The 14,319-nt window shown below is 75.2% G+C and carries 13 protein-coding genes, 1 tRNA gene and 1 riboswitch; of the genes, 6 read left to right on the forward strand and 8 right to left on the reverse strand.

Annotation, left to right across the window (positions count from 1 at the left end; genetic code table 11):
• Nucleotides 1–15: 15 nt before the first annotated feature.
• A riboswitch (TPP riboswitch) is annotated at nucleotides 16–121 on the reverse strand.
• 146 nt (nucleotides 122–267) lie between these two features.
• Together ACRYMY_RS00300 and ACRYMY_RS00305 are read left to right on the forward strand one after the other, a co-directional pair.
• Entirely contained in the window at nucleotides 268–408 is a 141-nt protein-coding gene (locus ACRYMY_RS00300; protein ID WP_369056096.1) for a hypothetical protein, read from the forward strand.
• 67 nt (nucleotides 409–475) lie between these two features.
• Nucleotides 476–769, forward strand: a complete 294-nt coding sequence (locus ACRYMY_RS00305) for a DUF4235 domain-containing protein (RefSeq protein ID WP_432545263.1) — start codon at nucleotides 476–478, stop codon at nucleotides 767–769.
• Nucleotides 770–838: 69 nt separating this feature from the next.
• Here ACRYMY_RS00305 and ACRYMY_RS00310 read toward each other — a convergent pair whose 3' ends face one another.
• From ACRYMY_RS00310 to ACRYMY_RS00340, 7 genes are all read right to left on the reverse strand, one after another.
• Nucleotides 839–2,551, reverse strand: coding sequence for a CYTH and CHAD domain-containing protein (locus ACRYMY_RS00310; protein ID WP_432545264.1), 1,713 nt, complete (start codon nucleotides 2,549–2,551; stop codon nucleotides 839–841).
• Nucleotides 2,552–2,628: 77 nt separating this feature from the next.
• A complete protein-coding gene (locus ACRYMY_RS00315; RefSeq protein WP_432545265.1) occupies nucleotides 2,629–4,812 on the reverse strand; it encodes a beta-galactosidase in 2,184 nt (727 codons plus the stop codon).
• Nucleotides 4,809–5,723, reverse strand: coding sequence for a carbohydrate ABC transporter permease (locus ACRYMY_RS00320; RefSeq protein WP_432545266.1), 915 nt, complete (start codon nucleotides 5,721–5,723; stop codon nucleotides 4,809–4,811). Before ACRYMY_RS00320 ends, ACRYMY_RS00315 begins: the two co-directional genes overlap by 4 nt.
• The gene (locus ACRYMY_RS00325) at nucleotides 5,720–6,559 is read right to left on the reverse strand and encodes a carbohydrate ABC transporter permease (protein ID WP_432545267.1); all 840 of its coding nucleotides are present in this window, start codon (nucleotides 6,557–6,559) and stop codon (nucleotides 5,720–5,722) included. The genes ACRYMY_RS00320 and ACRYMY_RS00325 overlap by 4 nt, the downstream gene beginning before the upstream one ends.
• Before the next feature lie 151 nt (nucleotides 6,560–6,710).
• A complete protein-coding gene (locus tag ACRYMY_RS00330) occupies nucleotides 6,711–8,072 on the reverse strand; it encodes an ABC transporter substrate-binding protein (protein ID WP_432545268.1) in 1,362 nt (453 codons plus the stop codon).
• A gap of 120 nt (nucleotides 8,073–8,192) precedes the next feature.
• Entirely contained in the window at nucleotides 8,193–9,266 is a 1,074-nt protein-coding gene (locus tag ACRYMY_RS00335) for a LacI family DNA-binding transcriptional regulator (RefSeq protein WP_432545269.1), read from the reverse strand.
• A 135-nt stretch (nucleotides 9,267–9,401) separates the two neighbouring features.
• On the reverse strand, nucleotides 9,402–10,430 hold the full coding sequence (locus ACRYMY_RS00340) for a sodium:calcium antiporter (protein WP_432545270.1): 1,029 nt from the start codon (nucleotides 10,428–10,430) through the stop codon (nucleotides 9,402–9,404).
• A 177-nt stretch (nucleotides 10,431–10,607) separates the two neighbouring features.
• Between ACRYMY_RS00340 and ACRYMY_RS00345 the strand changes: the two genes are divergently transcribed.
• Nucleotides 10,608–11,489, forward strand: coding sequence for a GTP-binding protein LepA (locus ACRYMY_RS00345; RefSeq protein WP_432545271.1), 882 nt, complete (start codon nucleotides 10,608–10,610; stop codon nucleotides 11,487–11,489).
• A 52-nt stretch (nucleotides 11,490–11,541) separates the two neighbouring features.
• Here the strand turns inward: ACRYMY_RS00345 and ACRYMY_RS00350 are convergent.
• Nucleotides 11,542–11,612 (reverse strand) — tRNA-Gly (locus ACRYMY_RS00350).
• Nucleotides 11,613–11,726: 114 nt separating this feature from the next.
• Between ACRYMY_RS00350 and dcd the strand changes: the two genes are divergently transcribed.
• The 3 genes from dcd to ACRYMY_RS00365 all read left to right on the forward strand — a co-directional run bounded on the left by dcd (nucleotide 11,727) and on the right by ACRYMY_RS00365 (nucleotide 14,286).
• Nucleotides 11,727–12,302 carry a dCTP deaminase gene (gene dcd / locus ACRYMY_RS00355; protein WP_432545272.1) on the forward strand — a complete coding sequence of 192 codons (576 nt, stop codon included), beginning with the start codon at nucleotides 11,727–11,729 and terminating at the stop codon, nucleotides 12,300–12,302.
• A gap of 150 nt (nucleotides 12,303–12,452) precedes the next feature.
• Complete coding sequence (locus ACRYMY_RS00360) at nucleotides 12,453–13,751, forward strand: EAL and HDOD domain-containing protein (RefSeq protein WP_432545273.1); 1,299 nt, start codon at nucleotides 12,453–12,455, stop codon at nucleotides 13,749–13,751.
• A gap of 70 nt (nucleotides 13,752–13,821) precedes the next feature.
• The gene (locus tag ACRYMY_RS00365; protein ID WP_432545274.1) at nucleotides 13,822–14,286 is read left to right on the forward strand and encodes an ankyrin repeat domain-containing protein; all 465 of its coding nucleotides are present in this window, start codon (nucleotides 13,822–13,824) and stop codon (nucleotides 14,284–14,286) included.
• The last annotated feature ends 33 nt before the right edge of the window (nucleotides 14,287–14,319 follow it).

Below are 14,319 nucleotides of genomic sequence, written 5' to 3' on the forward strand. Positions count from 1 at the left end.
ACCACCGCGGTCACGGGTCGAGACGGCTCGACTCCCTACGCCGGTGCTAACCGGGTCAGGTTCGAGGGTCTGCGGCTGCCCGCACTCTCAGCGCCCTTCCGGCGCTCCCCTGTCGACGGGCGAACGCTACACCGCCCGCAAGCTCCCCCGCTCCTCCGGCGCCCCACCCCCACCTCCCTCCGTGATCTTGCAGGGATTCCCAGCAAGATCACCGCGGGCGGGGGCGGAGTGGTGGGCGGCGGGGCGGGCGTCGGGGAGGATGGGGGCGTGCTGCGCAGCCTGAGGGGACCGGACGGCGGCCCGTCGCGCGGGGTCCGCCTGCTCACCGTCGTGGTCGTCGTCGCGCTCGTCGCCGGATCGGCCACCGTGCTGCTGCCCGTGCTGGGGTGGCTGGTCGACCTGCTCTGAGCGCGGCGGGACCGGCCGACCGGGACCGGGGTCGACGCGCCCGGGGCGGTGCGGCAGGGTCTGGCCCATGAGCTCGATGGTGTGGAAGTTCGTCGGCCCGGGCGCCGGCGTCCTCGCGGCCGCCCTGGCCAGCCGCGTGACGAAGAAGGCGTGGGTCTCGGTGACGGGGAGCCCGCCGCCGGACAACCCCGAGGACCCCGACGTCGCGTGGAAGGACGCCGTCGTGTGGGCGCTGGCCTCCGGCGCGATCATCGGCCTGACGCGGCTCGTCGTCGAGCGGCAGGCGGCCGTCTGGTACCGGCGATCCTTCGGGGAGCTGCCCCCGGGTCTCGGCCCGGGGACCGACGGCCGCACCTCCTGAGGGAGCACCTCCCGGACGCCCGACGGGGCCGGCGCCGCGGCGCCGGCCCCCGTCGTCACGCCCGGTGGGTCAGCGCAGCCACCGGTGCAGGCGCTTGGCCCGCACCGCCGCCCACGCCTCGTCGAAGTCGGCCTCGCTGGCCGCGGCGTGCGCCTCCTCCTGCGCGAACAGCCGCCCGTAGGCGAAGGCGACCTCGGGCTGCGCGGACGCGGCCAGCTGGCGCAGCCGCTCGCGGGTGACCACCGAGTCCTGGTGCTCGCCCAGCACCTCCTGCACGTCGGTGACGGCGCGCGCGAAGCGGGCCGCGTCCTTGCCGAAGACGACGCCGACCGCCTCGGCGGCGTAGCGCACCTGCTTGGCGGCCTTGCGCGCCTCGTGCAGCAGCTCGTCGCGCTCGGCGCCCGCGCCGGCGCGGTCGGCCTGCTCGACGAGCCCGGCGAGGGACTCGAAGGTCTTGGCGACCCGGCGCGGCAGCACCTTGGCGGCCCGGCGGCGGCCGCGGTCGGTGAGGTCGGGGCGCTCGACGAGGTCCTGCAGGGCGTCGAGCAGGGACTGGTAGCGCTCGGAGTCGAGCTCGGCGAGCACCCGGTCGTGGGCGGTGCGGTAGTCGGCCTCCAGCTGCTCGGCGACCATCGCCGGCACGGCCCCGGTGGCCGCCGGGTCGGCCGGCTGGTCCTGCGCGGCGACGTCGAGGGAGGCCACCGACCGCACGAGGCGGTCGCGCAGCACCTCGGCGTCGCGGGCGGCGCCCAGCTCCGCCGCCAGCCAGCGCAGCTCGTCGCGCAGCGGCTTGGTCGGCCGGGTCAGCAGGGGCTGGAAGGTGCGCAGGGCGCTGCGCAGGCGGCGGGTCGCCACCCGCATCTTGTGGACGCTGTCGGGCTCGTCGCGGCGCACCCGCGCGTCCTGGTCGAGCACCTGCTGGACCTGCTCGGCCAGGTGCACGAGCAGCACGTCGCCGGCGCGCGAGCGCGCGGTGAGGTCCGTGCGGCGGGGGCCGGGGTGCTCGACCCGGCGGCGACCGGAGCGGCGACCGGAGCGGCGGGCCGGCGCGGCGGCGGGCTCGGTGGCGGCCTCGTCCGCGGCGGCCTCGTCCGCGGGGGCCTCGTCCGCGGGGGCCTCGTCCGCCGGGCCGTCCTCCGCGGGGCCGGCCAGGACCCGGGCGAGCTTGGAACCGGTGGCCGCGACCCGCAGGCCGGCGGCGCGCAGCCCGGCGTCCACGGCGTCGAAGACGTCGCGCTCGCCGTCGACCAGCTCCAGCTCGACCTCCCGCCAGCGCTGCACGGCGCCCGAGGCCTCCCCCGCGCCCTCCAGCGGCAGGAGGCGGCGCGCCTCGACGGTGTCGTCGGCCAGCTCCAGCAGCCGGGTCCCGGTCGCGTCCAGGACGGTGCGGGTGCGGCGGTGGGTGTCGACCTGGGCGACGGGGACCAGCGGCCGGCCGCCGGTCAGGTCCTCCACGAGCCGGCGCAGCGCGACCGGCACGGTCCGCACGGCCCGCCCCAGCGGCACGCGCTGCTCGGTGCGGGCGCCGTCCCCGGCGGGGGTCTTCAGGTGCCAGCCCTCGTCGGCACCGCCCGTGCGGCGGCGCACGGTGACCTTCGCGGCGGCCAGCCGGAGGTCGTCGGTGTCGAAGTACGTCGCGCTCAGGTCGGCCTCGCCGAGGTCGCCCTCGCGCAGGCCCCGCTCGTCGGCGCCGGGCACCTGCCGCAGGGCCGCCGCCAGGTCCGGCGGAGCGGCCTCGGGTGCCACGTCGTACTTGACCTCGATCTCCTCCGCGCTGATCACAGGTGCCGTTCTACCGCTGACCGGGCGCGGGCGCCCGCGGGCCCCGGCCGTCCGCCCGGGGCCCGCGGGGGTGCGGCTCACTCCTGCGCGAGCACCCGCACGTCCCAGGCGCCCAGCCGCAGGCGCTCGCCCGCGCCGACGCGCTCGCCGGACAGCAGGTCGCGCAGCGCCACCGGCGCCACGACCTCGCACGGCTGCCAGGACCAGTCGTGCACGACGTGCACGCGGGTGCCGTCGGGGGCGGTGGCGGAGCTGACCCGCACCGCCTCCGGCCCGCCCCAGCGGCGGGCCGCCGCGTCCTGCCGGTCCCCGCCCAGCACCGGGGCGGCGAAGCGGCCGGCGAGGGCGGCGACGGTCCCCGGGTCCGGCACGGCGCCGACGACGGTGACCCGCCCGGCGCCGTGCCGGGCGGAGGTGATCGCCGCGAACCGGCCGAAGTGGGGGTGCTCGTACCCGGCCAGCACCTCGGCGCCCTCCGGGCGCAGGCAGTCCACCCACGTCGTCGCGCTCGCCCCGGCCGGCAGGGCCGGCGCACCGGCGGCCGCCGTGAGCGGCAGCGGCCCGGTGAGGTTGGAGAACTCCTGGTAGGAGACCCCGGCCGCCGCTGCCAGCCGGGCCGGCTTGACCTCGCGCCGGGCGCGGGCCAGCTCGTCGGCGTAGGCCGAGCGCGGACCCAGGACCAGGTGCCCGCCGGCCTCCGCGTACGCGGCCAGCAGGTCCAGCAGCGCGTCCGGGGCGACGTACAGGGCGGGCACGAGCAGCACGGGCAGCTCCCGCGCCAGCTCTCCCGGGTCGACGCCCGGGCCGCCCGGCGGCAGGAGCTGGCGGTCGTGCACGACGCGCGCGCTGAGAGCGGCGTCGAACACCCCCCGCGCCCACACCTCGACCAAGCGGTCGTGGGCGCGCTCGTCGACGTCGGACCAGCCGCTGCCCCCACCCGCGGGGGTGGGCGGCTGGAACGCCAGCCCGTGCTGGGAGGGCACGGACACCAGCAGGCCCACGTCGGCGTCCGGGCGCAGCCCGGCGACGGTCGAGCCGGCGCGGGCCAGTTCCGCGCCCAGCTGCGCGACCTGCTCGTAGACGCGGCCGGGCCGCTGGTCGTGCGGCAGCACGCCACCCCAGTACGTCTCCGTGCCGGTGTGCAGGGTGTGCCAGTGCCAGTACTCGACCATCCGGGCACCGCGCGCCACGAGCTGCCAGGCCACCTGCCGCCACTGCCCGTCCCAGGCGGGCAGGTTCACCGAGGAACCGCCGATGGGCCCGGCGTTGGTCTCGGTGACCAGGAACGGCGCCTGCTTGGAGGCGCGCATCCGGTCGGCGGTGTGCACGAGCGACCACGTGCCCGACGTCGTCCACCCCTGCGCCGGGGACTCCTCCGGCGACGGCACCGCCAGGCCGTCCTGCATCGCGTAGTACGGGTTGCCGGCCGCGACGTCGAGGTCGTCGAAGACCTCCCGCTCGTCGACGGCCTGCCGGCTGTACGACACGCACGTGGTGACGAACTGGTCGTCACGGCCGGCGGCGGTCGCCAGTTCGCGGACGATCCCCGCCTGCCAGGAGATGAACTCCGTCGTCAGCCGGCACTGGAACGCCCGCCACGCCAGGTCGTACTGCGGCTGGGCGTTGCCGTGGGGGGACCACAGGTCCGCCCAGCGCGAGAGCCGGTGCGACCAGTACGTCAGCCCCCACGCCTCGTTGAGGGCGTCGACGTCCCCGTACGTGGCGCGCAGGTCGTCGACGAACGCCTGCACCACGGCCGGGTTGTGCAGCAGGTGCAGGCCGGGTTCGTTGTCGACCTGGAAGCCGGTGACCGCCGGGTGGGCCGCGTACCGGCCCACGACGGCGCGGACGACCCGCTCGGCGTGGAACCGGAACGCCGGGTGCGTGAAGTCCACCTCCTGGCGCCCGCCCCAGCGCATCCGGCGGCCGTCGGCCAGCTCGCCGGCGATCTCCGGGTGCTTGCGGGCCAGCCACATCGGCACCGCGTAGGTGGGGGTGCCCAGCACGACGGAGATGCCGCGCTCGTGCGCGCCGTCCAGGGCGGGTTCGAGCCAGTCCAGGGAGAAGACGCCGTCGCGCGGTTCCCACGTCGACCACACCGACTCCCCCACCCGGACCACGCTGACGGACGCGGCCGCCATGAGGTCCAGGTCCTGCTCCACGCGCGGCTCGGGCGTGTACTCGGGGTACCAGGCGGCCCCGAACAGCACGCGCTCCGGCAGCCCGCGGGGCGTGCCCGCGGGCCCGTCCAGGACGCTCACCCCTTCACCCCGCCGGTCGCCAGGCCCGTCTGCCAGTACTTCTGCAGGTACAGGAACGCGATGATCAGCGGGACGATCGAGACGAGCGAGCCGGTGATGACGCTGGAGAACAGCACCTGCCCGCCCGAGCCGGCCGCGGCGGCCGACTGCCAGCGCGCCAGGCCCAGCGTCAGCGGGTACAGGTCCGGGGTGCGCAGCATGATGAGCGGCAGGAAGTAGTTGTTCCACGTCGCCACGAGCGCGAACAGCAGGACGGTGACGAACCCGGGCGACAGCAGCCGCAGCGCGACGGTCGCGAAGATCCGCAGCTCCCCCGCCCCGTCGACGCGGGCGGCCTCCATGAGCTCGGTGGGCACGGCGTCGGCCGCGTACACCCGCATGAGGTACACGCCGAAGGGGCTGACCAGGCTGGGCAGGATGACGGCCCAGCGGGTGTCCGTCAGCTCGACCCCGGCGAACAGCAGGTACGTCGGGATGGCCAGCGCCGTGGTCGGCACCATGATCGCCCCGAGGACGATCGAGAACATCAGCTTCCCGCCGGGGAAGTCGTACTTGGCGAAGGCGTAGCCGGCGGCCGTGGCCAGGAACGCCGCCCCGACGGCGCTGACCCCGGCGTACAGGGCGGTGTTGCCGATCCACGTCCAGAAGATGCCGCCCTGGGCGGTGAACACCTGCTGCAGGTTCGTCCACAGGTTGACCTCGTCGAACCACAGGCCGAAGGTCGTGAACAGCTGCCGGTTCGTCTTGGTGGACGCCACCACCAGCCAGTACAGCGGCAGGAGGAAGTACGGCAGGACGAGGATGACCAGGACGGTCAGCAGCGGGCTGCGGCGCTTGAGGGCGCTCGGCCTGCGCCGTCCCCCTCCCCGCCGCCGCCCGGTGACCCCGGGGACGGGTGTGGTGGTGGTCATGCGTTGCGCTCCCGACGCTGGGACGACAGCTGGGCGACGTAGGACACCACCGCGATCACCACGGCCAGCAGGAACGCCACGGCCGCCGAGTAGTTGATGTTCTGGCTGGTGAAGGCGAGGTTGTAGGCGTACAGGTTCGGCGTGTACGCGGAGTCGATGACGGCGGGGGCGAGGATGCTCAGCAGCTGCGGCTCGTTGAACAGCTGGAAGCTGCCGATGATGGAGAAGATGAGGGTCAGCAGGAGCGCGGCGCGGATGGCCGGGACCTTCACCGACCACGCGATGCGCAGCTCCCCCGCGCCGTCGACGCGGGCGGCCTCGTAGAGCTCCGCCGGGACCGCCCGCAGCGCCGCGAACATGATGATCATGTTGTAGCCGACGAACTCCCACGTGACGATGTTCATGATCGACCCGAGCATCCAGTCCGAGCTCAGGAAGCGCGGGCCGGGCAACGACAGCGCGTCGGCGATCTGGGCGAACGGCCCGAAGTCCGGGCCGTACAGGTACCCCCACATGAGGGTGGCGACCACGCTGGGCACGGCGTACGGCAGGAACACCGTGAGCCGCACGAAGCGCTGGAAGTACAGCAGGCCGGAGTCCAGCAGCAGGGCGAACAGCAGCGCCACGCCCAGCATGAGCGGCACCTGGATCAGCAGGAACAGCCCGACGCGCGCGACGCCGCTGAGGAACGCGGCGTCGGACAGGGCCCGGACGTAGTTCTCCAGTCCGACGAAGCTGGTGCCGCCGATGAGCTGCTCGCGGAACAGCGACAGGTAGGCGGCGTAGCCGAGGGGGACGACGAGCATGGCGGCGAAGACCACCATGAACGGCGCCACGAGGAGGTAGGCGGCGCGGTGCTGCCGGCGCCGGGCGGGCGAGGTCCGCTGCCGCGGCGGGCGGGCCGACCGGCCCGCCCGACCGCGCGCGGTCCGGCCCCGGGTCCGGGGCGGTGACTGGGGGTGAGTGCTCACGTCGTCTCCAGGGCGCTCACTCGACGGTGAAGCCCTGCTCCTCCGCGTACCCCTCCAGCTGCTGCTCCCACTGCGCCAGCGCGCCGACCATGTCGCCCCGGTTCGCGATGGCCGGGCCCATGACGTCCTCGTAGGAGGAGTAGACGTAGTCCATGAACGGCAGCCACCCGAAGTCGGTGTTCACCTGCTCGGACGCCTCCGCGAACAGCTGGTTGACCTGCTGCCCGCCGTAGAACTCCGGCGCCGCGTCGATGAAGGCGGGGTCCTCCAGGACGGACTGCGACGGCGGGAAGAGGAACTGCTCGGTCGCCAGCGCGAGCGCCGGTTCCTGCTCCACGTTGATCCAGCGGGCCAGCTCGGCGGCCGCGATCGGGTTGGCGCTGGAGGCGACGACGGCGTCGGTGGACCCGCCCCAGTTGCCGGTGCTCTGCCCGCCGGCCTCCCACTGCGGCAGCTGCGCGGCGCGCCACAGCCCCGACGTGTTCTCGGCCGAGCCCTGCAGGAAGACGGGACCCCACGCGGCGGCGACCCAGGTGGCGTAGGTGCCGTTCGACAGGCCCTGGTACCACTGGTCGGTGAAGTCGGGGTCGACGGCGACCAGCTCGTCCTGGACGAGGCCCTGCCAGTACTCGACGACCTCGGTGACCTCGGGGGTGTCGAGGTCGATCGACACCGTCTCCTCACCGTCGTAGCTGAACGGCTGGGCGCCGTTGGCCCACATGAGGCCGATCATCTGCCCGGCCTGGTTGGGCGGGAAGTCGGTGATGTAGCTGTCGGGCTTGGCCTCGCGGTAGGTGCGGGCGGCCTGCGCGAACTCGTCCCACGTGGTCGGCGGCGCGATGCCCGCCTCGGCGAACAGGTCGTCGCGGTACAGCAGGCCCATGGGCCCGGTGTCCTGCGGGATGCCGTAGACGGCGCCGTCGCGCGTGACCTGCTCCCACACCCAGTCGGGGTACTCGCTCTCCAGGTCGCTGATGCCCTGGTACGGGGACAGGTCCAGCAGGTCGCCGCCGACGAGGAAGGATGAGAGGTACTGGTACTCGATCTGCACGACGTCGGGAGCGCCCTGACCGGCGCGCAGCGCGGTGCGCAGCGCCGTGTACTGGTCCAGGCCCTGACCGGCGTTGACGACGTTCACGTCGATCTCCGGGTACGCCTCCTCGAACATGGCGACCTGGTTCTCGATGTCGGGCACCCACGTCCAGAACGTCAGCTCGGTGGGGGTGCTCATCGCCTCCTCGAACTGGTCGGCGGAGACGGGCTCGGCCGGGCCGCCGTCGTCGGACCCGCCGCCGTCTCCGCCGCTGCACGCGGCGAGGGCGAGGGCCGACGCGAGGGCGGCGGCGAGCGCGATGCTGGGGCGGCGCGGGAAGAACACAGGTACTCCTTCGTCCGTGGTGCTCGTGGTCTGCGGGTCGTGCGGGGTCGTGCGGTCGCTGCTGCGCGGTGCCGGGCGGTGCCGGGCGGTGCCGGGCGGTGCCGGGCGGTGGGGCGGGCGTCAGGGGCTCGCACCACCCCCTCGCCGCGGCGGGCCCGAGCTGGCCCGGACCACCAGGCGCGCCGGGACCTCCTCGGCCCGCTGCGGCACCGGCGCGCCCTCGACGAGCGCCACGAGCAGCTCGACGGCGCGGCGGGCGACACCCGTGACGTCCTGCCGCACGCTCGAGAGCGGCACCGGCAGGAACTCCGACTCCGGCAGGTCGTCGAAGCCCACGACGGCGACGTCCTCGGGCACGCGCAGCCCCGCCTCCAGGAACGCCTTGACGGCGCCGATCGCCATCGAGTCGTTGCCGGCGAACAGGGCGGTGGGGCGCTCGCCGGGCCGGGCGAGCAGCTCGCGCGCCGCCCACCACCCCGAGCGCACCGACCAGTCGCCCCGCGCGGGCTCCGTCACGGGCGCGCCGGCGGCCTCCAGGGCGGCGCGCCAGCCCGCCTCCCGCAGCCGCGCCGGGCGCGAGGCCAGCGGCCCGCTCAGGTGCGCGACCGTGCGGTGGCCGCGGGCGAGCAGGTGCTCGACGGCCTCGCGGGCACCGGCCTCCTCCTCGGCGCTCACCGCACGGTGCCGCGGGCTGACCGGCTCCACCGCGGCGGCCGTCACCAGCGGCACGTCGGGCACCCCGGCCAGGACGCCGACGTCGCGCAGCGGCTCGCCGAGGACGACGCCCTCGGCCCCCAGCGCCACCGCGCGCTCGACCGCCCGGCGGGCCGCGTCGTCGTCGCCGTCCTCGGGGACGGTGACCACGACGGTGCCGTAGCCGCGCTCGCGGGCGGCGCGCTCGGCGCCCAGGACGTGCTGGGCCACGCCGTGCAGGGCGGCCTCCACGGAGACGATGCCGAGGACGTGGGTGCGCCCGGCGGCCAGCGCGCGGGCGGCGGCGTTGCGCCGGTAGCCGAGCCGCTCGACCGCGTCGAGCACCCGGTCGCGCACCTCGGGACGCACCTGCGGGGAGCCGTTGACGACCCGGGAGACGGTCTTGGGGCTGACACCGGCGGCGCGCGCCACGTCGCCCATGACGACCGAGCCGGTGCCGCGGCGGTGGCGCTCGCCACCGGTCGTCGTCACCTCGCTCACGGCGCTCACCTCCTCGTGACAGCGCTGTCAACGAGCAGACCGTCTCCTCTCGTGACAGCGCTGTCAAGGGTCGATCCCCTCCGAAGCCCGATCGTGATCGCACCGTGTTCCCGCGCGCGGCGGGTGAGCCGCGCGTCAGAGGAAGCTCACGCCGACCACGGCGGCGACCCAGACGACCGGGATGGCGATCCCCTCGAAGCCGATGCCGCGGCGGTCGCGCAGGAGCAGCGCTGAGGCGAGCAGGGCGCTCACCAGCAGCCCCGCGCCGAGCAGCAGCAGCCCGGAGTCGCCGGCGTCGGCGTAGATCGGTCCCTGCCGGTAGAAGACGTCGGCCACGGTGATCTGCAGGGCGTCGAAGACGTTGCCGCCGATGATGTCCCCGACGCCGAGGGCGAGGGACTTCATGCGCACGGCGGCGATGAGGGTGACCAGCTCGGGCATGGACGACACACCGGTGGTGAGCGTGGAGCCGACCAGCCCGCCGGACAGGCCCGTGGCCTCGACGACGCCGAGCCCCGAGCGGCCCACGACGTAACCGGCGACCGCCATCGCCGCGGCGAGGAGCGCGAACGAGGCACCGAGGCGGCGGCCGCTGGCGCCGCTGCCCTCCTGCGGGACGTCCTCGACCGTCTCGTCGGTCTTGACGGCGCGCCACATCGGCTTCTCCCCCTGCCGGCGCACCAGGACGAGCCCCCCGGCGTAGAGCACCGGGATGGCGAAGGTGGCGGGGTGGACGCCGAGCCAGGACAGCTCCGGCGTGGCGAAGCCGATCACCGGGACCGTCAGCAGGCCGATGAGGACGAGCGCCTGCATGAGGTTCTGGCTGGAGGCCGCCGCGTGCTCGAGGTTGACGCGGCGGTAGACGAGGTCCGCGATGGACAGCCACACCGTCTGGATGAGGATCCCGCCGATGGTGTTGGCGAAGGCGAACTCCGCGTCGCCCGACAGCCCGCCGACGGCGACCGTCACCAGGCCCGGCAGCGACGTCGTCGCACCCAGCAGGACGGCGCCCGCGAGCGCCTCGCCGGCGCCGGTGCGGTCGGCGATCTCGTCGGCGACGGCGGTGATGCGCGTCCCGGTGACGACGATGACGACCCCGGCGACGACGAGGCCGACGAGGCTGGGGACGAGCGGCCACGGGGCGCTGAGGTCGGTGATCGACACGGCGGACACGCTCTCGCGCCCGGTCCGCTCCCGCGCCTCGAGCGGGCGGGGCCGGGCGGGGCCGGCCGGGGCCGGCCGGGACGGCGGACGCGCTTCACCCGGACGGCGCAACGACCGATCCACACGGGGCGGCGGCCCGAACCCGGAGTGCCCGACCGCACCGAGGAGGAACCGACCATGGCCGAGCCCCGAGTGGACGCCACCACCATCCGCGACCACGTGCAGCGCCTCGCCGACGAGCACCCGCCCGTGGACCTGGCCTCGGCCGACTACACGCTGCGCGACCCGGCGGCCGTGCGCGAGCGCTTCGGGACGGTGCTGGACTACATGGCGCGCGTGGAGATGGAGGTCGAGCGCAACGTCCTGGAGCTGGCCGTCCTGCTGCCCGGCGTCGGGGAGACCGACCGCGCGTTCTACGCGGACGTGTGGGGCCCGCAGGAGGAGCGGCACGGGGTGCTGCTGGACACCCTCGCCCAGCACCTGGGCATGCCGCCCGTGCAGGCCGACCTGGACGGCGTGCCGGCGCGGGTGCGCGTCCTCGGGGCGCTGTCCCACCTGCCGTTCGTGCACGAGGTGGTCCGCCTCCTGTACTACCTGACCGGCGCGGCGACGGAGAAGGCCGCGATGCTGGCCTACCGCTCGATGAGCCAGGGCCTGGGCGCGATGGGCGAGACCGCCGTGCAGCGCACCGTCGTCGACGCCATCAAGGTGCAGGAGCCCGGGCACTTCGCGTTCTACCGGCTCAGCGCGCAGGAGCTCGTGCGCTCCGGCGCCCTCGCGCCGTGGCAGCTGCACCTGGCGAGGCTGCTGCGCTCCAAGCGCTACGGGCTGGTCGGGGCGAGCACCCGCGAGCAGCGCACCGACTTCGGCGGCGTGATCGTCGAGCTGGGCCTGGAGGAGCAGCTGGAGAAGAACGTGCGCGACATCTCCCGGCTGGAGACGCAGCTGCTGTGGGCGCACGAGGAGGGCCTGGACGTGCCCGGCTACGCGCTGGCCGCCTTCCGCGACGCCGCCGCCAGCTACCGCGAGCGCAGCCGGGGCCAGCAGCTGGCCGCCTGAGGGCGGGACGACGATGGCCCCGGTCCACCGGACCGGGGCCATCGTCGCGCTGAGCGGGTGACGGGAATCGAACCCGCGCTATCAGCTTGGGAAGCTGAAGTTCTACCATTGAACTACACCCGCACGGCCCGCGGTCGCCCACGAGCCACCAGCATCCTAGCGGACGTCCCGGAGGGCCCTCGACCCCGCCGCGCGGGGCCGCCGGCGCTCCCCGCGCGCCCCTGTACCGTGACCGCCGTGCTGCTGTCCGACCGCGACATCCGGACCGAGCTGGCGTCGGGGCGGGTGGCCCTGGACCCCTTCGAGCCGTCGATGGTCCAGCCCTCCAGCGTGGACGTCCGCCTGGACCGCTGGTTCCGCCTCTTCGACAACCACAAGTACTCGGTCATCGACCCGTCGCAGGAGCAGCCGGAGCTGACCCGCCTGGTCGAGGTCGAGGGCGACGACCCGTTCGTGCTGCACCCGGGCGAGTTCGTCCTCGGCTCCACCTTCGAGGTCGTCACCCTGCCCGACGACGTGTCCGCCCGGCTGGAGGGCAAGAGCAGCCTGGGCCGCCTGGGCCTGCTGACGCACTCCACGGCCGGCTTCATCGACGCCGGCTTCTCCGGCCACGTGACGCTGGAGCTGTCCAACACGGCGACCCTGCCGATCCTGCTGTGGCCGGGTATGAAGATCGGCCAGCTGTGCTTCTTCCGCCTCTCCAGCGCCGCCGAGCACCCCTACGGCAGCCGCGAGACCGCCTCGCGCTACCAGGGGCAGCGCGGGCCGACGCCCAGCCGCTCGCACGCCGGCTTCCACCGCACGCGGGTCTGAGCGGCGGGCGTTCCCCCGTTCGGGCGTCCGCGCGCGCCGCGGGCTACAGCCGGGGCCTCCGCGCGCCGTAGGGAAGGCGTGGAGTCCTCGAGTCGCGGGGGAGCCCGGCGACGGCCGCCGGCCCCCGCCCGGAGCGCAGGAGGTGGCGTGGTGAGCGAGCAGCCCGTGCCGCGCCCCGTCGCGCCCGCCGACCTCCTCGCCCCCGCGACCCGCGGCGCGGCCACCGCCGTCGCCACCGTCGCGCCCGTCCGCGTCGGCCGCCAGGGCATCTACGACCGCGAGCGCCGCCTCGTCGCCTACGAGCTGCTGTTCCGCGCGCACGGGCGCGCGCACGCCGACCTGCCGCTGGGCCCCGAGCAGGACCACGCCACCTCCCAGGTCATCAGCGCGACCTTCGGCGACTTCGGCGTCGAGCAGATCGCCGGCGACAAGCTGCTCTTCCTCAACCTCACCCGCGGGTTCATCACCGGCGAGCTGCCCATGCCGTGCTCCCCGCAGCAGGTGGTGCTGGAGCTGCTGGAGCACGTCGAGGTGGACGACGAGGTCCTGGCGAGCCTGTCGCGGCTGCGCGCCGAGGGCTACCGGGTGGCGGTCGACGACTTCGACGGCGACCCGGGCCGGCTGGCCGCGGTGGCGCTCGCGGACTACGTCAAGGTCGACCTGGAGGCGACGGGCGCGGCGTTCGAGGACGTCGTGGCGGGAGTGCGCTCCGTCAACCCGTCGGCGACGGTGGTCGTGGAGCGCATCGAGGACGAGGAGGCGTTCCAGCGGTGCCTGCGCGCCGGCGCGGACCTCTTCCAGGGCTACCACCTGCAGCGGCCGGTGACGCTGGAGTCGATGAGCCTGACGCCCTCGCAGATCGTGTGCCTGCGGCTGGTGCGGGCGCTGACCGGCTCGGAGACGAGCATCGGCGAGATCGAGCAGCTCGTGGCCACCGACCCCGCGCTGAGCGTGCGGGTGCTGCGGACGGTCAGCTCCGTGGCGGCCGGCACGAGCAGCGAGATCACCTCGCTGCGGCAGGCCGTCGTGCTGCTGGGCCGCCGGCAGCTGTGCTCGTGGGTGGTCCTCATGCTGCTCGGCGGGGTCACCAGCGTGGACACCGAGGCGCTGACGGTGGTGCTGGCCCGGGCCGGGGCGTGCGCGCGGCTGGCGCCGCGCCACTACGACGTCGCCTACACGGCCGGGCTGCTGTCCGGCGTCGCCGAGGCCCTGGGCCTGGACCCGCGCGAGCTCGTCGAGACCACGGGGGTGGCGGCGTCGGTGCGCGCGGCGCTGGTCGAGCGCGAGGGCCCGGCGGGCCGCGCGCTGGAAGCCGTCCTGGGCCACGAGGACGACGACGCCGTCCGCGTCGCCGGCGCCGGGCACAGCCTGTACGAGGTCTCGCGCGCCTGGCTGGGCGCGCTGGGCGCGGCCATGGCGACGGTCGGCGCGGTCCTCGGCGACGGCTGAGGACCCCCCGGCGCCCGGGGCGGCGGGCGACGGCGTGCGGGTCCCCGCGGGCCCGCCCTAGGCTCGGGGCGTGAGCGACCACGGGGACGACGGTCCGGTCGGCGTCCCCGACGCGGTGGGCCCGGCCGACGAGGAGGAGGAGCGCGCCCTCGAGGTCGCCGGGCGCGTCTTCGAGTCCGCCCGCTCCGGGCGCCTGCGGGAGCTGACCCTCTACCTCGACGCCGGCGTGCCGGTGGAGTCCACCGACTCCGACGGCAACTGCCTGCTCATGCTGGCCGCCTACCACGGGCACGCGGCCGTCGTGCGGGCGCTGCTGACGCGCGGCGCCGACCCCGACCGGGTCAACGCGCGCGGCCAGACGCCCCTGGCGGGAGCCGTCTTCAAGGGCGAGCGGGACGTCGTGGCGGCCCTGGTCGACGGGGACGCCGACCCGTACCTGGGGACGCCGACGGCCCTGGAGGCGGCGCGCTTCTTCGGCCGCCAGGACCTGCTGGACCTGCTCGAGGTGCCGGACGTGCCGGACGCGGAGGCGTGAGCGCACGTCCGCGCGTGGACACCGGGCGGTGCG

This window comes from Kineococcus haloalkalitolerans (assembly GCF_050871905.1).
Lineage (GTDB): Bacteria > Actinomycetota > Actinomycetes > Actinomycetales > Kineococcaceae > Kineococcus.